We start from the raw sequence: 19,877 nt of genomic DNA on the forward strand, positions 1-19,877 counted from the left end.
TACGACAGTCTTATATTGATGCTCAAGCCATAAAATCAGGAGCACGCAATGGATGAGCGTAAAGCATTAGATGCAACCGCATCGGGTCTGATGATCGTACTGTGTATGATTTGGGGACTGCAACAAGTCATTTTAAAAATGGCAGCGCCTGATATTTCGCCCTTAATGCAGATCGCGTTGCGTTCAGGGCTGGCTGCAGTGTTGTTATTGCCATTGCTGTATTGGGATAAAAGCAGTCAACTTTTCAATCGCCAGAATTTAAAAGCGGGTGCCCTGGTTGCATTTCTATTTTCTTTAGAATTCTTTTTATTGGCACAAGCTTTACAGCTAACTTCCGCTTCACATGCCGTGGTGTTGCTGTATACCGCTCCGATTTTTGTCGCTTTGGGCTTACATTGGAAGCTTCCTTCGGAGCGCCTTAGTCTGTTGCAATGGACTGGTATCGGGATTGCCTTTTTAGGGATCGTGGTGACGTTCTTACGTGCAAATTCAGGCGCATCGATTGCAGATCGGCAGATGTTATGGGGTGACTTACTGGCTTTGGCTGGGAGTATTGCTTGGGCGGCAACCACCATTACCGTTCGCTTATCTTCACTGGCACAAGCCGCAGTGACACAAACGCTGTTTTATCAATTGGCGGGTAGCTTTGTGTTGTTGTTTGGCGCGGCGCTTGTTCTGGGGCAGGCCACGATTCACTTTACTCCGTTGGTGATGGGGAGTTTAGCTTTTCATACCTTGGTGGTTTCATTCGCCAGTTTCTTAGCGTGGTTCTGGTTGCTACGAAATTATTTAGCTTCCAGTCTAGGCGTCTTTTCCTTCCTCACACCACTGTTTGGGATGGCTTTCGGTGTCTGGTTGCTAGGTGAAAAAATTGAGCTAAATTTTATCATTGGTTCTGCTTTGGTCTTGCTCGGCATTGTGGTGGTGAGTTTGCAAGGTTGGTTAAGGAAATAAAAAAGGCCTCGAAAGAGGCCTTTTTGCTTACTTCTGTTCAAACAGGGTGGAAAGTGGAATCGACAGTTTGGCTGCTAAATAATCATTACTCTCGACCAAAGAAGGGCCAAGCCGTTCCATCCATTCATCGTCCTGATGGATGTGCTCTACATCGGGACGTAATGGCAGTGGATAAGGCAGGGCAGTGAAGAAGCTCCAAAAATCCACCTGAGCCAGATTGCGGACTAGCACATATTCATCTTTATCGGTTCGCATAATCAGATTCTGCTGTTCCAGTTGAATGATATAGGCAGGTAAACGGCCGAGTTCGCCACGACCAATGATATTTAATAGCTCTTTTTCACTAACACTTTGACCGATTTGTTGTTTCTTATAAAATAATTCCAGTATATCCAATAACATCAAAATCGGATGGCGCTTTTGTTCTTTACCTGAATGAAATGCCGTCAGGGCATAACTGATTTCGACCCCCAATAAGATGATGTTCCAAGATAAATAAATCCACAGCAGGAAAATTGGCACCGCAGCGAAAGCACCATAGACGATTTCATAGCTGGTGAAATTGCTCATCACCCAACCAAAAAAACGCTTTAACACTTCAAAGATGGTGGCACTAAAGCAGGCTGCAATCAGTGCTGAAAGGACAGGGACAATACGATTCGGTATGGTCCAATATAAAATAAAGAAGCCAACAATGGTCAATAGAAATGAGATCAGCCACAGAATAAAAGAGCCATCGAGTTGATAACCCGCAAAGTTATTACTGAGTACATTGATAGAGGCGACGGTCGAAGATAGGACAAAGGCACTACCTAGAACAATAGGTCCCAAGGAAATAATGGTCCAATAACGCATAAATCCGACTAAACCTGTGCGCGTCTCTTTCACTCGCCAAATCCGATTAAATACATTCTCAATCGAAGTCAGCATCAGCACCGTGGTGACAAACAGGAACAGTACACCAATAATGGTCAGGTTACTGGATTTTTCGGTAAAGGCATTTAAGGCTTTATCAAAGGCAATGGTGCTTTTCGGCAAAAAATTGCTATAAATCAATTGTTGTAACTGTTGTCGAGCTGGTTCTAAAGCTTTAATTGAAGAGATAATCACTAAAAAAACAGTCAGCATCGGTACCACTGCAAACAGGGTGGTATAGGTCAAACCACCTGCTTGTTCCCGACAGCGATCCGCTTCAAAACGTCGTAACACAAATACAATAAATTGAAACCATGTTTTCTCTAAAAAAGGCAGTTTTTTTAGATAACGATTTAAGATCATGGGTTCTATCCTAGTTATTTTTAATAAAAATCCAGTGGAATCACAGGATTTACTACAGCTCAAAAAGTAAAAAATGTCGTATAGTGTCCTTTTTAACAAAATTCTTGAAAGTGATGCAACCTTACGTTCTTGTTCTTTATTACAGTAAATATGGTTCAACCAAGCAAATGGCGCATCTGATTGCCGATGGAATTGAAGCAGCAGGTGTAACAGCGCGCATTCGAACGGTGCCGAATTTAGCCACCGTTGTGACTGAAGCGGCACCAAGCATTCCAGCAGATGGCGACATTTATTGCACTTTAGAAGATCTCAGCCATTGTTCGGGTTTGGCCTTGGGTTCGCCAACGCGTTTTGGCAATATGGCCAGTGAGATGAAATACTTTTGGGATCAAACCACCAGCCTATGGCTGAATGGTGCTTTGCATAATAAACCTGCTTGTGTGTTTACGTCTTCTGGTTCGATGCATGGTGGGCAGGAAAGTACCTTGTTGAGCATGTTACCGCCGTTGTTTCATCATGGCATGATGATTATGGGACTACCCAATTCGATTCCAGCCTTGTCCAATACTAAAACGGGCGGAACACCATATGGTGCCAGTCATGTTAGCGGACCACGGCATGATCAGAGCTTAAGTCAAGATGAGAAAATCTTGTGTGAAGCGCAGGGTAAACGTTTAGGTGATGTGGTGAAGGCATTGGCTGGAAAGTTTTAACTCAGCGAAAGTCGATATTGCCGCCCCGTTGCGACCATTTTCCAGAAAATAAGATTGTCAGTTGGATAGGGAATTGGAGTTAAGGCTGGATGATCTAGCTGTATTTTTTCTGGACTTTGCTGGTCTGCGATTAAACTTGCATAGAGATAATCAAGTAAATCAACGGCGCTAAACACCTGTTTATACGCATCTTGTAATTCGGTGTTTTGATTGGCGAAACACACCCGATGCGGCTCATTGTCGTTGATGAAACTGAGTCCAAGTGATTTTTCGATTTGGCTGACCAACTGCTGATTGAACTGTAAGGGAGAGAGGCAAAGAACCAGTTTCTGCACTTTAAAGCTGATGAGATGCTGACTTTTTTGCTGCATTGATGCTCTCCTACGCGGGATAGCATCAATATACCCTGTTTGCGGCAGATTGATAAATGAGCTGAGTTATCGGCCTAAAAAAGGGAGCATTCGCTCCCATTTTTATTATTTCTTTAACTGCCAGTCATAGATGTTCTTACGGTAAGCGTACCAGATCATCCACACACCAATTATAATCATTGGGAAGCTGAGAATCTGACCTTTGGTCATCCAACCAAATAAGATGTAGCCTTGGTCTGCATCGGGTTCGCGGAAGAATTCCATAAAGAAGCGTGCAACCCCATAGCCAACCAAGAATAAGGCTGAAACGGCCATACGAGGGCGAGGCTTAGAACTGAACCACCAGAGCACGATGAACAGGATCAAGCCTTCACAAAGGGCTTGATAGATTTGTGAAGGGTGGCGCACCAAACCGAGTGGATCTGTTGGGAAAATCATGCCAAATGGATAGCTTGGGTCTTGTACTGGACGGCCATATAGTTCACCCCCAATAAAGTTACCAAAGCGGCCAAACATTAAGCCTGTTGGTACGCAGGGCGCAATAAAGTCCAAGGTCTGGAACCATGTTTTTTGGTATTTTTTACACCAAAACAGCATCGCAATCATCACACCGAGGAAGCCGCCGTGGAAGCTCATGCCACCAGTCCAGACTTGGAACAGCCATAATGGATTTTCTAAAAACTTATCAAATTCGTAGAACAACACATAGCCGACACGTCCACCGAGTACCACGCCCAATGCACCATAGAAGACTAGATCTGACACCATGTCGGCTGTCCAGCCATCACGTTGTTTAGCGCGATACGATGCTAAACCCCATGCACATAGAAAAGCCAACAGATACATGAGTCCGTACCAGTGCACTTTGACTGGTCCTAAGCTCAGCGCAACTGGATCAATATTTGGGTAGGTCAGCATCGCTGTTCCTCAATTTTATATTTTGAGCAGATTGTAGCGGAATGATGTGAAAAATGTTGTACATTCAATGTGAAAGATCAATGTCCCAAAACATGGGGGAAAAGGATTTATGTGTATTGTCGCTTTTGCATGGCAGGTGCTGGATGAGATACCGCTGTGTTTAATTTCAAATCGGGATGAATTTTATCATCGCCCCAGTGCTGCCTTACATGTATGGCAAAACAGTAGCATTGTGGCGGGACAGGATTTGCAATCGGGAGGGACTTGGATGGGGGTCACAGCATCAGGCCGTTGGGCGATTGTCACCAATTTTCGCAATGGTCGAGATCAAAATGCCTATACCACGTCTCGAGGGCACTTGATTCAATCTTTTTTAGAAAGTGATTTAGCCCCCATCCGTTTTGCCCAACAACTGGAACAAAGGCAGCAGGACTACGCAGGCTTTAATTTATTTGTAGGGGATCGAAGCCAAGCCGTTTATATGAGTAACCGAGGTGAAGCCCCACAAGTGCTTGCCAATGGGGTATATGTGGTCTCCAATGGCCTCATGTCGGAAGACTGGGAGAAAACCAAACATTTGCGTCAGCGCTTTACCCAAGAGTTGTTACCGATGTTGCAACAAACACAAATGACTGAATCAGTAATTGATGCCGCCGCTTGGGATATTTTGGAAGATGAGCGTAAAGTCATCGCCAATCTGTTACCCGATACAGGAATCAATCCAGAGATGGAAGCCTTATTGTCGTCCACCTTTATTCAAAGTCCAATTTATGGGACACGATGCTCTAATTTTTTAAGATTGACGGACACCCAATGGCAATGGCTAGAGAAATCTCAACAGGGAGAACAGCAGGGACAGGTGATTGATCTACACGTCAATTTGAATCTTTAGATTGATATGTTATAACGTAATTATCTATATAAAACAACAAGATGAAATAATACTGTCATCAAGGTGACATAAAAGGGTCACCCAGCATTGTTATGGTGTAGCCAATCAAGTTACGTCCAAACAATACATCTGGGGATATTCTATGTTCTTATCGAAGACGAGCTTTTCCAAAAAGCTATTGGCGGTCAGTTTAATGGCAGTCTTATCAGCTGGAATGACTGCTTGTAACAATAGTGATAATAATGACGAAACAGAAGTACCAAAAACACCAACGGCAAAAAATGTAATTTTCTTTTTAGGCGATGGTATGGGGATTACCACCTTAACTGCATCGCGTATTTACTCTGTAGGGGAGGATGGTGATTTGACCATTGATACGCTCCCAGAAACCGCATTTGTTCGTACCTTTTCAGAAGATGGTCAAGTGACAGACAGTGCGCCATCTATGGCAGCCTATATGACGGGCGTGAAAATGAATAATGAAGTCATTTCCATGCAGACAGGCACCATCGCATCCCCACCGAAAGCAGATGGTACCAGTACCTGTGACGATGTTGCAGCCAATAAAGGCAAGAAACCAGCAGAAACATTGCTTGAACTTGCTAAAGCGCAAGGCATGGGCACTGGGCTGGTTACGACAACCCGTATTACCCATGCAACACCTGCCACGACCTATGCGCATGTGTGCCATCGTGATGCTGAGAACGATATTGCGGCACAGCTTGTTCCTGCAGGTAAAGGCACGGGATGGGGCGCGTACAATAGCAAACTTAATGATGGTGTGGATGTGGTGTTGGGCGGTGGTTTACGCCAGTTTAAACCGACGACTGTTGCAGGTGGTAAACGTGCTGATGGTCGTGATCTGGTTAAAGAAATGCAAGACCAAGGTTATAGCTTTGTTTCAAGCGGAAGTGATTTAACCAAAATTGATCCAACCAAAACCAAGAAATTATTGGGCTTATTCAATGCCAGCCATATGAACTATGACTTGGATCGTACCAATAAGAAAATTGATGAGCCAAGTCTTGCTGATATGACCACCAAGGCCATTGATGTTCTACAAGCAAAAAACAAAAGCTTCTTCTTGATGGTTGAGGGTGGCCGTATTGACCATGCACTGCATGACACCAATGCGAAACGCGCATTACAAGACACCGTTGCCTTTGATAATGCAATTAAAGCTGCAATTGATAAAGTTAAAAAAACCGATCCTGAACTCAAGAATACCTTGATTGTGGTCACCGCTGACCATGACCACACTATGGTCTTGAATGGCTATGCGAAACGTACAGGTAAGTATGTGAAGGGTGGTGAGACCAGTGTCCTCGGTCTAGTGAAAAGCTATAACAAAGCTGGATATTCTACCGATGTGAATGGTAACCCATACCCAATTATTGGCTTCGGCACAGGTAAAAAACGTTTAGACAATGATCGTATCGAAGCACGTGGCGGCTTAGTCGATAACGACAGCTGTAATCCAGTAACTGGTCCAGCGGGTAAATTTACCGATAGTCGTGGTACGGATATTGATAAAGAAGGTTGGTGTACAGGTACAGCTTCCGATGACTTCCAGCAAGAAGCTGTGGTGCAAACCGGTTTTGCGGATAGTGAAACACATGGTGGTACTGATGTCTTCCTTGGTGCCATTGGTGTAGGTTCAGATAACTTCCACGGTAGCCTTGAAAACATCGAAGTATTTAACTTAGTTCGCAAAGCCATTGGCCTAGATAAATAACAACAGACTGGAGAACGATGATGTTAAAACAATTTAAATTAGGTCAGTTCGGTATGAAAGCATCTGTTTTAACTGTTGCATTAGTTGCTGCAAGCACTGGCGCACAAGCTGCAGGTGAAGCCAAGAATATCATTTTCTTCTTGGGTGATGGGATGGGGCCAACCACGGTGACCGCAAGTCGTATTTATGCTTATGGTGAGTCCGGCAAATTAACCATGGACACCTTACGCCGTACCGTACGCATCAAGACCTATTCAGAAGATGGTCAAACCACCGACAGTGCACCATCAATGGCGGCTTATATGACGGGCAAGAAAACCCGCAATGAAGTGATTGGGATGACGCCAGGCACCGTTGCAGTCGAACCAAGTACATGGACAGATGGAAAGAACACAGTATCCAATGCCATTAACAATTGCCCAACCCCAGGTTCAAGTGTCGCAGCGGGTAGTCCAGCAGAGACAATACTTGAACTTGCCAAAGCCAACGGCAAGAAAGTCGGTGCCATTACCACCACGGAATTGACCCATGCAACGCCTGCTGCGACCTTCTCTCATGTGTGTAATCGTAATGCACAGTTTGAGATTGCACGTCAGGTGATCCCTGGCGGTGCCGGTTATAACACTAAACTGTTAGATGGCGTTGATGTATTGATGGGTGGCGGGCGCAATCATTTCACCCCTTATAATGCGGCGGATAACAAGAAGGGGCGTATTGATGGGCGTAACCTACTGAATGAATTAAAAGCCAAAAACTACACTGTTGGTGCGACCAAAGCAGAGATGGATGCAGCACCATTGAATAAAAAATACATCGGTCTTTATTCAGCAACCTCACATTTGGAATACGATTTAGACCGAGCACGAACAGCACCAAACCAACCAAGTTTGGCTGAAATGACTGCAAAATCAATTGACCTGCTACAAGCACAAGATACTGCGGGCAAAGGCTTTTTCTTGATGGTGGAAGGCGGACGTATTGACCATGCTTTACATGGCACCAATGCCAAACGTGCATTGCAAGACACCATTGCTTTTGATAATGCGATTAAGACGGCATTGGATAAAATCAAGAAAACTGATCCTGAATTAAAAAATACATTGATCGTGGTGACTGCGGATCATGACCACACTATGACCTTTAATGGCTATACCGCGCGTACTGGAAAAACTACAACTACTAACCCAGGTATTTTGGGTTTGAGCTATAGCTATCAAGAAGCCAAAGCGACCGATGCGCGCACACGTGTATTGGCTGATGGTAAAAAGCATGCCCCGAATCTGGATGTGAATGGTAAAACTTCAACCACTTTGGTGTTTGGTAATGGTGGCGGACCACGTCCAACATCGCGTATTGATATTACTGACAATGACGCAGCTGCAGATGACTACTTACAAGAGGTTGGAGTCAAACTAGGCAATCCTGGTTCTGAAACACATGGTGGTGGTGATGTACTGTTATTTGCTGAAGGCGCGGGCTCACAAGTGTTTAAAGGCACGCGTGAAAATGCATGGGTATTTAGCAAGTTAAAAGAAGCATTTGGTTTTAAATAAACGCTTTATTCAATATTTTCATCATATTGCAAAAAACCTCAGTCACTATGACTGAGGTTTTTTTATGTAGGAAATAACATGCGTCTAGTGATGAGTGCGGTATTACTGAGCGTGGGAATGACGTCTTTGCATGCAGCCCCAGTATTAAGTGCCAATATTACCCGTGAGACCCAAAGCATTGGCAATGATGGTGTGACACGTACCAGTGTGTTTCAGGAGCGCATGTATCGTAATACCCAGAATATCTGGATTGAACGTGTACTGCCTAAACATCACCAACATGGGCATGAAAAGGGTGGGCATAAACATTTGGATTTAGCTGAAGCAGCTCAGCATTATTTTATTGATCAGAAAAAACAGCCCAAACTCAATTTGGTGTTGATGGAAGATAAAACTGTTGTGCATTTACAAGATGCCGATGTCGATATGTTAGGGCTCAGCAACTGTTGGAACTGTGTGTATTCATTGATTGACCCTAAAAGCTTAAAGGGCATGACTGTCAAGAAAAAAGACGGCAACAGCACTTGGTATGAAAGCCAGAATAAGAAAAATAAAATGAGCATCGAATGGGATAATCGCAATAACATTGCTAAACGAGTGGAGGTGCGCAGTCTAGATGGCTTGCGTTATGACATTTTGAAAGCCAATATCCAACAGGTTAATATTGCAGAACCTTGGAAAAGCTACAGTAAATTTACCAGCAAAGATTATTCTGACTTTGGTGATTAATTGCATAAAGTTGGATTGGCTGAATTGAGCTCCTTTTTTAAAGGGGCTTTTTTTATAACAAGAAAAGTAGTGAAAATAGACAACAGATATCGCTCATCTCCCTTCAGGCAACTTAAGCAATCGAAATAAAAGCGATTGTTTGCTGTGGTTTTCTTTGGGGTAAAAACCAGTGGTAAAGAGTGCAGGGAGAGATTGCTTGGTTGAATAAAAAATGCCGACCTTTGTCGACATTTTCTTTTTGGGCTTAAAGCTTGGATTTAAGCTTTTTTCTCAATTGATGGTGCAACAGGATCAGCGGTGATATAGCCAACACTAGCACTATAACCACCATTGTAGTTGGCTAAAACTTTTGCTTTTAAATCAGCAGGAAGACTTGAGCTATCACCTGCATGTTGGAAGTTGCTCATGATATAGGTCCAGCCATTCACTGAGTCAACCGCATGTAGACCAGTAGATTCTGCACCCGCTGGTGTAGACAGAATTCGGTCTAAAGACTTGGTTTCAACGTTATAAGCCCAAAGGAAGTTATTGGTATGGTTACCGCTATCTTCACCGATGAACAAAGTACGTAACGTTTCAGAGAATTTCAGGTTATCTGGGCTGGCAATGTTATTTGGATCAGCGGTATTGCCCAAGCTATCCACAGGAATGTCTTTGCCCATCAGAACCATATGGCTTTGGTAAGGCGTCCATTCACTATTGATCACATTGTTTAGGTGGTCAACTTGGCTGCCTTTCAGATCATGCGCAAGTACACCACCAGCTTTCAGTGTGCTCTTGAATTTAACATTGTGTGCAGCAACCCAGCCTGATTTACCTTCGATCATCGAGTCTTGAATATTGGCAAGTGCAGAATAAGCCACCTTATCCTTAATGTTAACGGTAGTTCCTTCCATCTTGGTGAATGCCATACTACCGCCTTTAAGGGCAGCATAACGGTGCGTTTCGAGGAAGGCAGCAGCTAATTCGATTTCTGCTTTGCTGAAACCGTTATTGGCTTCTTTTAACTTGATCCAGAGTGTTTTCTTATCCAATACAATCTGCGTATAACCGGTTAAGTCTGCAGGTGCGGTGGTTAAGCTCTCCATAATGTTTTCAGCTTTAATGCCACGAACATTGACCAAGTCTTCAATGGTTTTACTGTCGGTATGACCCAGTTTGATCCATTTAATTGGTGCTGTAGACGTTTCATTCAGCTCAGCAGTGTACTTTGCAACGTATAGCGTCCCAGCAGATAAGTCTTTTTCTTTATCTGCAACAAACATAAAGAAGCCACCGTTGGTATAGTCATCACCCATGATCACGCTACGGTTGTCTGGCATGACTTGAATCAGCTCATGTGAAATACGGCCTAAGCAGTAGTGCTTAACTGCAGTACCACGACCTTTACCATCCAGAATGATTTCTGGTAAATGACCATAGTTATAGACATTGGCTGTATTTTCATTGCCATACAGGTTTTTACTATAGGCTCTTAATGTTGCTAAGGTACTACCAATTTGATCAAAAGCATCTGGCTCATATTCTTCACTTGAAAGGTGTGTATTCCAAGGTGAAAGGCTAGCACCACAAGTAATCCATAGACCATGGACTTTAGACATATCGACATTGAAGTATTTTTTCAATGCAAGATGTCCAGTTTTTTGATCTTGCTCTAAGGTCAATACTGCAATCGGAGATGGCAACTGACCATACATACTTTGTTTGGCCAAGTTTTGTGTGGTGTACTCAAACTGAACCACATGGAACACAGGGTTGTTGACACCGTCAACTTTTGCATCTTTGAGATGGATCATTGAAGAGCCATCTGGGCAGTCAGAGAAGAATTGACGTTCTTGACCTGCCACCGATGTATCTCTGATCGCTTTGTTGTTAATGTCGTAATAGCTACCTGCGATAATTTTGCCGCCATTGATATTGTCAACTTCCATACCCGTGCGGAAAAATTCTTGATAACCTAATTTATATTCAGTACTGGTATTGTCTTCCCAAGTCACTGTTAAACTTGATTTAACAGAAGTGGTGGCCATTTCTGCTGTGGTTGATGGAGCAGCCATTGGTGTAAATTTGGCATTTTTAAATTTAACCAGTTTTGCTGGTGGTGTAACAACGTTATTATCGTTGTCATCATTGCAACCTGTTAAAGCTGCTGCTGTGCCCATTGCCCCTAGTGGTAAAAACGGAACACCCGCGAACCATTTTAAAATATCACGACGACTTGGCTGATTGGTATTGGCTGTCATAGTAAATCCGTATCTGTAATATATGATAAATAAATCCTGATCGATTCTATGAAGCGGAGATGACAGTTTTCTGACAGTTTGAAGGCAGTTTGAAGACATTTTTTATTTTATAACTAGTTAATAAATATAAGGTTGTAATAAAAAATCTCCGATGAATTTCGGAGATTTGTCAAGTATTCAAGTTAAGCAGATGCTTTTCTTTTTTCCAGTATTTTTCCAAATAATAAGCCCAATTCAAATAGCATCCACATCGGAACTGCCAGCATGATCATCGACAAGGCATCGGGTGGTGTGACAAACATCGCGACAAAGAAACACCCGACGACGATGAAGCGACGCTTTTCGATCAGTGTTTGGGTGCTGACCACGCCAATTAAAATCAAAACTAAAGTAATAATTGGGATTTCAAAGGTAAAACCAAACACCAAGAACAATTTTAGACAGAAGCTGAGATAGCTGTTGATGTCTGTCATGGGTGCAACTGTTTCTGGGGAAACGCTAATAAAGAAATGCAAAATCGCAGGCAAGGTAATGAAATAAGCAAATGCCACACCTAAATAGAATAGCACAATACTGCCTAATAACAGGGGAATGGCCAAATGACGTTCTTTTTCATACAGTGCTGGTTTGATGAATGACCAGATCTGATAAATGATATAGGGCATTGCCAGCATAAACGCGACAAATAAATTCAGCTTAAACGGTGCCATAAATGTTGCAGTGACATCGGTTGCAATCATGGTGGAGGTTGCAGGTAGCTGCTGTCTTAATGGCTCAGACAGCCATTGATAGGTGGTATTTCTAAAAGGCAATAAGCAGAAGAAAAGAAAAATCGTGACCCCAACAATCTTAAATAGATATTGGCGCAGCACAATCAAATGCTGCATCACAGGCATTTGCTGTAAGGGTTCATCAGTAGTGACTGAAGTTGATGGTAATTGGCTCATACGGCAATCTTTAATTCTGTATCAAACTGTTGAGTCGATAGCTTCGGCTCAGGTTTGAAAGGTAACTGCTTTTGATATTCAAGACTGAAAGGAATGGTCATTTGCTGAGAAAAAAGCGTGTAGATGATTGGGACTTTAGTCTCAGTTTTTACTTCTTCAACTTCAGAAGGCGTTTGTGTATTTTTAAGCGCGTCTAACTGTTGTTGCATCCTGCGTTCAAGTTCAGTGATTTTATCAATTTCTTTTTGCATTTCTTCGCGGAACTCAGAAAGGCGTAATTCTCGATCAATTTCGTTCTGAATGTTGTTGATAAACTTTTTAATTTTTCCATACCATTTCGCTACGAACCGCGCAGCTTCTGGCAATTTATCAGGACCGAGCACCAGCAATGCAATCACAGCAAAGCAAAAGATTTCAGTCATTCCCAAATTCAGCATAGTCGTGCTCGCTTAGCTTTTTACTGAGCTTTCAGTATTTTTAACTTGAGCATCAATGGTGCGAGGTTCATTTAAAGGTGTCGCAGCTTCTTCTTCTTTCATTGATTTTTTGAAATCTTTGACAGCGCCGCCAACGTCTTTACCGAGGTTTTTTAGCTTCGATGTACCGAACAGTAGAATCACTACAATTGCAAAAATCAGTACGTGCCAAATTGATAAACCAGCCATCATTCTATTCCTATAAAACTTTGGATATATCTCAACAGCTTGCCATGACAAAGATGTGACACTTATATTGCAGTTTTAAGACAACACATTTACCCAACGGTAAATAGTGCTAGCATAAGCAACATATCAGACATGATAAAAACAGATCGACATGACCTTTATTCTCCCCATCAGTGCCTTTATTTTCGGGCTGTTGCTTGCTCAATTCAAAGTCGCGGAACAGGCGAAGAAAATCTTAGCTTCCTTATTGGCACGCTTATTTATTCCTGTGGTGATTGTCTACAACATGGTGTTTTATCAGGCCGGTAGCTTTGCACTGATGGGATTTAGTTTCATTACATCGATTCTTCTATTTTATAGTTTTTTTCACTTCTCAAAGGATCGCTTACAAGCACTCTGTGTAAGTTATAGCAATATTGGCTGGCTGGGTTTTCCATTTGCCATCGCCTTATTTGGTGAGCAGGTCAGTGGTGCCATGATCGCGCTGTATATTGGGGGGTCGCTGTTTGGCAATATCTGGGCAGTGTCTGCTGTTTCTGAAGCACCAACGAATTATTTAACGACCCTGCAAAAAGTTCTTAAGTCGCCACCAGTATTGGCCTTGTTTGCAGCCCTGATTCTATGGCTGTTGGGTATTCATCGTTTGCAGGATAATTTTGTTCTAGAGGGGCTGTATGATATTGCCAAATTTGGGATGAGCTTTGCGGGCATGTGTATTTTAGGCATGTGGCTGAGACATACTCGGGTACATCTGGCTGATTTGCTACTGAGTACGCGAACCTTAATGTTCAAACTCTTGTGTGGCATCATAATTTGTACGTTGACCTATTATTTTATTGCGATTCCGCAGATTGAATCATTGCTCCCTGTACTGTTTTTCTTATTTTGTTTACCTCCTGCCGCTAATATTGTTGCTTTGGAAACGCATTACCAAGGTACGGGCATTTCAGCTCGCTATATTGCTGCGGGAACGATTGTGAGCTGTGTGGTGATTGTAATCTATGGTCTATTGCTGCATATAAAAAGTGCCCTCATATAGGAGAGCACTTTAGGGTTTTAAACCAAACTGGCTTTAAACAGCTGCATGGCTTGACCGCGATGGCTGATCTTATTTTTCTCAGCTTTGCTCAGTTCAGCACTCGAAACATTGTGTTCTGGTAGCCAGAATAAAGGGTCATAACCGAAACCATTTTCACCACGTGCTGCTGCTAAAATCTCACCTTTCCAGATGCCTTGGAAAATTTGTGGCAGTGGATCTTCTGCATGCGTGACCAGCGCCAAAACACAAACAAACATGCCTTCAATCGCTTCACCCTCTTTACGTAAAGGTTCAAGATCAGCCAACAGTTTTTGGTTATTGGCAGCATCATGACCATGTTCACCCGCATAGCGTGCTGAGTAAATCCCAGGTGCACCACCTAAGATCGGGACACACAGTCCAGAGTCATCTGCTAGCGCAGGTTTACCTGAAAGTTTAGAGGCATGGCGTGCTTTGATAATGGCATTTTCAACAAAGCTAAGACCGTCTTCAATCGCATCTTCAATATCGAGTTTACCTTGAGGAATAATCTCGACAGGTAGATTTAGTTGTTGAAAGAGATGTTCAAATTCGACCACTTTACCTTTGTTATTACTTGCAAGCACAAGGCTGCCTTGGTTGAGCCATGATTGAGTAGACATGAGTTAAACCTATCTAAATTTTGCATATTTTAACGTATTTCTTGAATGAAATAGCTGAATTATGAATATGAATGAATAGTGCATTTTTTCGATTGAAAATGATTTGGGCGGTATAGTTTTCTGTTTCAATCAAAGATGTCTGTTGTGGGTGCTTGCTTTTGCAATCAAAAGTAATACCTCCAAAAATTAAAGGGAAATCGAGGCTGATATACGCGATGGGATAAAAATGCTCTTGGGAGTAAAAAGGAAGATGATAATGAAACTGATTATTTGACTTTGATGATATTTCACTGATTTCTGCATCTGTATTTTTTCTGAATACTGGTAGCATTAAGATCGTTTCACGTTGTAGATGGGTTGTGATAAATGGGAAAAAGTAATCAGACTCATATTTCGCATAAGCAGTTGAATTTAACTTTTCTAACTCTTTCATGAAATCGCTTTGTGTATAGCCATTTTTATAAGAAGTAATTTGAATCGATAAAGTTAATATTTGAGAACGATCAAAAAAGAATGGCTTTAGCAACTGAAATATAATGATGCTACTCACTATAAAGAAAAGACTTATATAAATTGACAGTTTAAATTCATTTCTATTAAGCATTAATTTTCTCATCTTTATACTTATTGTCTTATCAGCAAATTAGCTTAGGGTTTTTATTCGATATAGACCAAGATTATCGTAATAAAAAACCGACTCTTACAAGTCGGTTTTTAAAATCACTCAATAGATCTAAGCAAGATTATTGCGCTTGAATCCATTTATCAGCACGGTCACGTGCAGTACGAATCTGATCTTGAGTTAAGTTTGCAGCCAACGCGGTTTTCTTACCTTCAGAAAGACTGATTACTTTGGTGTCCAACATACCATCGCGGGTTGAAAGCTCATACCACTGATAAGCCCCGACAAAGTTTTTCTTCTGCTCTTCCATCATTGCAAGATTGAAGCTGGCACGATTGTCACCATTGCTTGCTGCTTTCTCGAAATATTTACGCGCTAAAGCATCGTCTTTCTTTACGCCAATACCATCGGCATACATACGGCCAACATTCAATTGTGCTGCAGATAAACCTTGATCTGCTGCTGCTTTGAATAAAGAAAATGCTTGTTTTTCGTCTTTAGCAACGTCTTTACCAAACTGGTAACGGGTTGCTAAGTAAAACTGTGCCCCAGCTTGACCAGATTTTGCTGCGCTTTGTAGTTCATTGATACCCATCACTGAATATCGCGCTGCCTGTGTTGCAACCGATTGAGGTTGAGCAACATAGTCAGCGTGCGCTTGTATACTGATCAGACCAAATAAAAATGTGCTGATTAATGTCTTTTTCATAGAGCGCTCACTCGATAAATTGCGACTTCACCAAATAGGTTCGGCATATGCTTACTGAGCACACTACCTTGTTGGTCACCATTAACGGCAAGTCGATTAATAATTTTAATCCGATTCTCAGCACATAAGGCTTCAAAGTCACGGAAAGTACATAAATGAATATTCGGGGTGTTATACCACATATACGGTAAAGCTTCCGAAACAGGCATTTTCCCTTTCAATGCAAGAAAAGAGCGTGTCTTCCAATATGCAAAATTTGGAAAAGTAATAATGGCCTGTTTGCCGACACGCACCATATCACGAAGTAATACATCGGGTGCATCTACAGCTTGCAAAGCTTGTGCCATGACCACAGAGTCAAAAGACTGGTCGGCAAAACGGCTTAAACCAAGGTTTAAGTCCTGTTGGATAATATTTAACCCCCGACTGACGGCAATTGCAATCTTTTCTTGATCAATTTCTAGACCATAGGCACGAATATTGTGCTGTTTGCTCATATGAGCCAGCAATTCACCATCACCGCAGCCTAAGTCTAACACGCTAGAGTTCGGGTTAATCCATTTTTCGGCGAGTCGTTGATCTATACGCATTAATGCTGCTCCTGCGATGTCGATTGCAACTGTTGTTCTCCACCTAAAAATGCGCGTAGCGTTTTCACATACAGTGGAATAGGGAATAGGAACGAGTCATGGCCTTGTTCAGCATCAATATCTAAGTAGCTGACAGGCTTATGATTATCAATCAAAGCATCCACCAGTTCTTGAGAACGGCTTGGACTAAAACGCCAGTCTGTGGTAAATGAAATCACCAAAAATTGGCACTTCGGTTGACTCATTGCCTTCGTCAACGAATGCTCATATTCCCGAGAAGGGTCAAAATAATCCAAAGCCTTAGTCATAATCAAGTAAGTATTTGCATCAAAGTTGCGGCTAAATTGTTCGCCTTGGTAACGCAAATAGCTTTCCACTTGGAATTCGACATCAAAACCATACATAAATTTGCCCGATTTTAAATCGCGACCAAATTTTTGTTTCATGGCTTCTTCCGACAAGTAGGTGATATGACCGACCATACGCGCCAAAATCAAACCACGTTTTGGATAACTGTCATTTTCAAGATAGCGTCCATGATGGAAATCGGGATCGGAAAGAATCGATTGGCGTGCAACTTCGTTGAAGGCAATATTTTGGGCTGATAATTTGGGTGCACTGGCGATGATGGCGCATTTTTGTAATCGGTCTGGATAATCCAAAGACCATTGTAAGGCTTGCATGCCACCCAGAGAGCCACCAATGACAGAATACCAAACTTTAACGCCTAAACGGTCTGACAACATGGCTTGGGTTTTCACCCAGTCTCGCACGGTAACGAGTGGAAAGTCTGGACCATAGGGACGATTTTCATTTTCTGGATTCGGTGAAGTAGGGCCGGTTGAACCACTGCATCCACCAATATTATTTAAGGAAACGACAAAGAAGTGATTGGTATCAATGGCTTTTCCTGGGCCAATACAACTGTCCCACCAGCCTGCTTTTTTGTCATCTTCATGATGATAGCCTGCCGCATGGTGATGTCCTGACAGCGCATGGCAAATCAGAATGGCATTGGATTGATCTGCATTGAGTGTTCCATAGGTTTCAACCATTAAATCGAAACGCGGCAATACTCGGCCACATTCAAGTTCTAACGGTTGTTCAAAGTGAAACTTTTGTGGTGTGACTACGCCCACTGAATCCGATGGAAAAGACACTGGAATGATTCGCCCTATAATAAATCATTAATAATAAAAGGATACCAATTCAGGTATCCTTTCAAAAGTCATTTTTTCTGATATTACAACTCAGCTTTACTGACGATTATGTGATATTTCACCTATCTAAACAGCTGCTGCAGCCACTTGATCGGTGGTTAATACCCCTTGTTCAATCAAACGATTGGTACAGGCAATAATGGCTTCGATGGATGAAGTTACGATGTTGTCATGTACACCTGCACCAAATGCGCTCTTACCTGTGCCTTTCACTTGAAGCTCAATCAAGGCAAGTGCTTTGGCATTGGCACCTGAACTGATACTGCGCTCTTCATAGTTCACCACATCAATTGGTAACTGTAAGGCATTCAACATAGCTGAAATTGGGCCATTACCTTCACCACGGAGACGCTGAATTTCACCGTCAATTTCAACGTCTAATTCAATGATTTGTGTACCATTGATATCCGACAATTGATAATGCTTGGTTTGATAATGGCTATTCTTCACATCGACATAGGTATTTTCAAATAAGGTCCAGATTTCATGTGCACTGATTTCTGTACCATTTTCATCGGTATGCTGCTGTACGATCTGGCTGAATTCGATTTGCACACGACGTGGCAAGGCAACGTTGTAGTTTGATTCTAATAAGTATGCAATACCGCCTTTACCTGATTGGCTATTCACACGAATCACTGCATCGTAGTCACGGCCTAAGTCTTTTGGGTCGATTGGTAAATATGGCATATCCCAGATCTCTTCATTTTTCTGGAATTCGAAGCCTTTTTTAATTGCATCTTGGTGTGAACCAGAGAATGCAGTAAAGACTAAATCACCTGCATACGGGTGACGAGGGTGCACAGGTAAACCTGTACATTCTTCAACTGTTGCAATGATTTCATTGATATTTGAGAAGTCTAAGTTGGGTGCAACACCTTGGGTGTACATGTTTAAGGCAATCGCAGCAACGTCGACATTACCTGTACGCTCACCATTACCAAATACGCAACCTTCAACACGGTCAGCACCCGCCATAATCGCCAATTCAGAGGCAGCGATACCACAACCACGGTCGTTGTGACAGTGTACAGAGATAATCACCCCATCACGACGTTCCAAGTTACGGTGCATCCATTCGATTTGATCGGCATAGACATTCGGGGTAGACACTTCCACTGTTGCAGGCAAGTTCAAGATGACTTTATTGGTTGGTGACGCTTCCCAGATTTCAGTGACCGCATCACAGACATCTTTGGCAACGTCTAATTCAGTTGCAGAGAAACATTCTGGACTGTACTGGAAAATCCAGTCTGTGGCAGGGTATTGCGCTGCATATTCTTTGACTTTGCTGGCCGCATTAATCGCAAGTTGTTTTGAGCCATTGGCATCGACATTCAAGACTTTCTGGCGGAAGGTTGGAGAGTTTGAATTATAAATATGCACAATGGCACGCTTTGCATCAACCAACGCTTCAAAGGTACGTTCAATCAAATGATCACGTGCTTGCACCAAAACTTCGATATAGACATCGTCAGGAATCAAATCTTCTTCGATCAATTTACGAGTAAAGTCGAAGTCAATTTGAGATGCAGAAGGGAAACCAATTTCAATATGTTTGAAGCCAATTTTAACCAACATGTGGAACATTTTTAATTTTTGATCCATATCCATCGGTTCAAAAATCGCTTGGTTGCCATCACGAAGGTCAGTACTCATCCAAATCGGTGCTTGATTGATTTCATTATTCGGCCATTGACGATCTGGTAAATCCACTCGCTGGTACATACGGCGGTATTTTTTGCTTGGGTCAGCCAACATCATGAGATAACTCCTTGTCGTAGCATGGTTGCTGAGTCAAATAAAAGGCAACGTGCTACAGATATATATGGTGTCTATAAGAATTAATTTAAAGCGAATTCGGGGATCGAGCGCCTAAAAATGTAGGCGAAAAAAATTATACGCGCGCGAGGCGCAGCATCAGGAGAAGTGCAGCAAGATGTGTTGTATGAGACGGGTGGGTAAAGCCGCGATTTGTTTTCATCATCTACCATTCATATGGGGTATTTAATTTTGCAGTTATATTAATCATCTAACGATACTCAGTCTAGGCGAAAA

At 42.4% G+C, this 19,877-nt stretch carries 20 protein-coding genes; 7 read left to right on the plus strand and 13 right to left on the minus strand.

What is annotated here, in order from left to right; genetic code table 11:
• Positions 1-48 precede the first annotated feature (48 nt).
• Positions 49-954, plus strand: a complete 906-nt coding sequence (locus tag MN869_RS12540; RefSeq protein WP_243307755.1) for a DMT family transporter — start codon at positions 49-51, stop codon at positions 952-954.
• 27 nt (positions 955-981) lie between these two features.
• On the opposite strand, the gene MN869_RS12545 is transcribed toward MN869_RS12540, so the two are convergent.
• A complete protein-coding gene (locus MN869_RS12545; protein ID WP_243307757.1) occupies positions 982-2,232 on the minus strand; it encodes a YihY family inner membrane protein in 1,251 nt (416 codons plus the stop codon).
• A 113-nt stretch (positions 2,233-2,345) separates the two neighbouring features.
• Here MN869_RS12545 and wrbA point away from each other — a divergent pair, with 113 nt between their 5' ends.
• Positions 2,346-2,945, plus strand: coding sequence for an NAD(P)H:quinone oxidoreductase (gene wrbA / locus MN869_RS12550; protein WP_243307767.1), 600 nt, complete (start codon positions 2,346-2,348; stop codon positions 2,943-2,945).
• On the opposite strand, the gene MN869_RS12555 is transcribed toward wrbA, so the two are convergent.
• A complete protein-coding gene (locus MN869_RS12555; protein ID WP_243307769.1) occupies positions 2,942-3,316 on the minus strand; it encodes a hypothetical protein in 375 nt (124 codons plus the stop codon). The two genes, wrbA and MN869_RS12555, sit on opposite strands and share 4 nt — an antisense overlap.
• Positions 3,317-3,421: 105 nt before the next feature.
• Positions 3,422-4,234 (minus strand): prolipoprotein diacylglyceryl transferase, encoded by an 813-nt coding sequence (lgt, locus tag MN869_RS12560; protein WP_243307781.1) that lies wholly within the window; start codon positions 4,232-4,234, stop codon positions 3,422-3,424.
• A 109-nt stretch (positions 4,235-4,343) separates the two neighbouring features.
• Here lgt and MN869_RS12565 point away from each other — a divergent pair, with 109 nt between their 5' ends.
• The 4 genes from MN869_RS12565 to MN869_RS12580 all read left to right on the plus strand — a co-directional run bounded on the left by MN869_RS12565 (position 4,344) and on the right by MN869_RS12580 (position 9,143).
• Complete coding sequence (locus MN869_RS12565; RefSeq protein WP_243307800.1) at positions 4,344-5,126, plus strand: NRDE family protein; 783 nt, start codon at positions 4,344-4,346, stop codon at positions 5,124-5,126.
• A 142-nt stretch (positions 5,127-5,268) separates the two neighbouring features.
• Entirely contained in the window at positions 5,269-6,861 is a 1,593-nt protein-coding gene (locus MN869_RS12570; protein ID WP_243307802.1) for an alkaline phosphatase, read from the plus strand.
• A 20-nt stretch (positions 6,862-6,881) separates the two neighbouring features.
• Entirely contained in the window at positions 6,882-8,414 is a 1,533-nt protein-coding gene (locus tag MN869_RS12575) for an alkaline phosphatase (protein WP_243307890.1), read from the plus strand.
• 78 nt (positions 8,415-8,492) lie between these two features.
• Positions 8,493-9,143 (plus strand): hypothetical protein, encoded by a 651-nt coding sequence (locus MN869_RS12580; protein ID WP_243307804.1) that lies wholly within the window; start codon positions 8,493-8,495, stop codon positions 9,141-9,143.
• 257 nt (positions 9,144-9,400) lie between these two features.
• Here the strand turns inward: MN869_RS12580 and MN869_RS12585 are convergent, their stop codons facing one another.
• From MN869_RS12585 to tatA, 4 genes are all read right to left on the minus strand, one after another.
• Positions 9,401-11,386, minus strand: coding sequence for an alkaline phosphatase PhoX (locus MN869_RS12585; RefSeq protein ID WP_243307806.1), 1,986 nt, complete (start codon positions 11,384-11,386; stop codon positions 9,401-9,403).
• Positions 11,387-11,568: 182 nt separating this feature from the next.
• Entirely contained in the window at positions 11,569-12,333 is a 765-nt protein-coding gene (gene tatC / locus MN869_RS12590; protein ID WP_004804196.1) for a twin-arginine translocase subunit TatC, read from the minus strand.
• Positions 12,330-12,770 carry a Sec-independent protein translocase protein TatB gene (gene tatB / locus MN869_RS12595; RefSeq protein ID WP_243307808.1) on the minus strand — a complete coding sequence of 147 codons (441 nt, stop codon included), beginning with the start codon at positions 12,768-12,770 and terminating at the stop codon, positions 12,330-12,332. Before tatB ends, tatC begins: the two co-directional genes overlap by 4 nt.
• 12 nt (positions 12,771-12,782) lie before the next feature.
• Positions 12,783-12,998: a Sec-independent protein translocase subunit TatA gene (gene tatA / locus MN869_RS12600; protein ID WP_004678519.1), complete on the minus strand. Its 216-nt coding sequence runs from the start codon at positions 12,996-12,998 to the stop codon at positions 12,783-12,785.
• A 151-nt stretch (positions 12,999-13,149) separates the two neighbouring features.
• Between tatA and MN869_RS12605 the strand changes: the two genes are divergently transcribed.
• Positions 13,150-14,037, plus strand: coding sequence for a permease (locus tag MN869_RS12605; RefSeq protein WP_243307811.1), 888 nt, complete (start codon positions 13,150-13,152; stop codon positions 14,035-14,037).
• Positions 14,038-14,054: 17 nt separating this feature from the next.
• Here MN869_RS12605 and rdgB read toward each other — a convergent pair whose 3' ends face one another.
• The 6 genes from rdgB to leuA form a co-directional block, all read right to left on the minus strand.
• Entirely contained in the window at positions 14,055-14,678 is a 624-nt protein-coding gene (gene rdgB / locus MN869_RS12610) for an RdgB/HAM1 family non-canonical purine NTP pyrophosphatase (protein ID WP_243307814.1), read from the minus strand.
• Between the two features lie 13 nt (positions 14,679-14,691).
• Positions 14,692-15,282, minus strand: a complete 591-nt coding sequence (locus MN869_RS12615) for a hypothetical protein (protein ID WP_243307825.1) — start codon at positions 15,280-15,282, stop codon at positions 14,692-14,694.
• 139 nt (positions 15,283-15,421) lie between these two features.
• On the minus strand, positions 15,422-16,009 hold the full coding sequence (locus MN869_RS12620) for a tetratricopeptide repeat protein (protein ID WP_004804208.1): 588 nt from the start codon (positions 16,007-16,009) through the stop codon (positions 15,422-15,424).
• Complete coding sequence (gene metW / locus MN869_RS12625; RefSeq protein WP_243307827.1) at positions 16,006-16,599, minus strand: methionine biosynthesis protein MetW; 594 nt, start codon at positions 16,597-16,599, stop codon at positions 16,006-16,008. Before metW ends, MN869_RS12620 begins: the two co-directional genes overlap by 4 nt.
• A complete protein-coding gene (locus MN869_RS12630; RefSeq protein ID WP_243307828.1) occupies positions 16,599-17,759 on the minus strand; it encodes a homoserine O-acetyltransferase in 1,161 nt (386 codons plus the stop codon). Before MN869_RS12630 ends, metW begins: the two co-directional genes overlap by 1 nt.
• A 126-nt stretch (positions 17,760-17,885) precedes the next feature.
• The gene (gene leuA / locus MN869_RS12635; RefSeq protein WP_243307830.1) at positions 17,886-19,583 is read right to left on the minus strand and encodes a 2-isopropylmalate synthase; all 1,698 of its coding nucleotides are present in this window, start codon (positions 19,581-19,583) and stop codon (positions 17,886-17,888) included.
• Positions 19,584-19,877: the final 294 nt, after the last annotated feature.

Source organism: Acinetobacter sp. NIPH1876 (assembly GCF_022808535.1).
Taxonomy (GTDB): Bacteria; Pseudomonadota; Gammaproteobacteria; order Pseudomonadales; family Moraxellaceae; genus Acinetobacter; species Acinetobacter higginsii.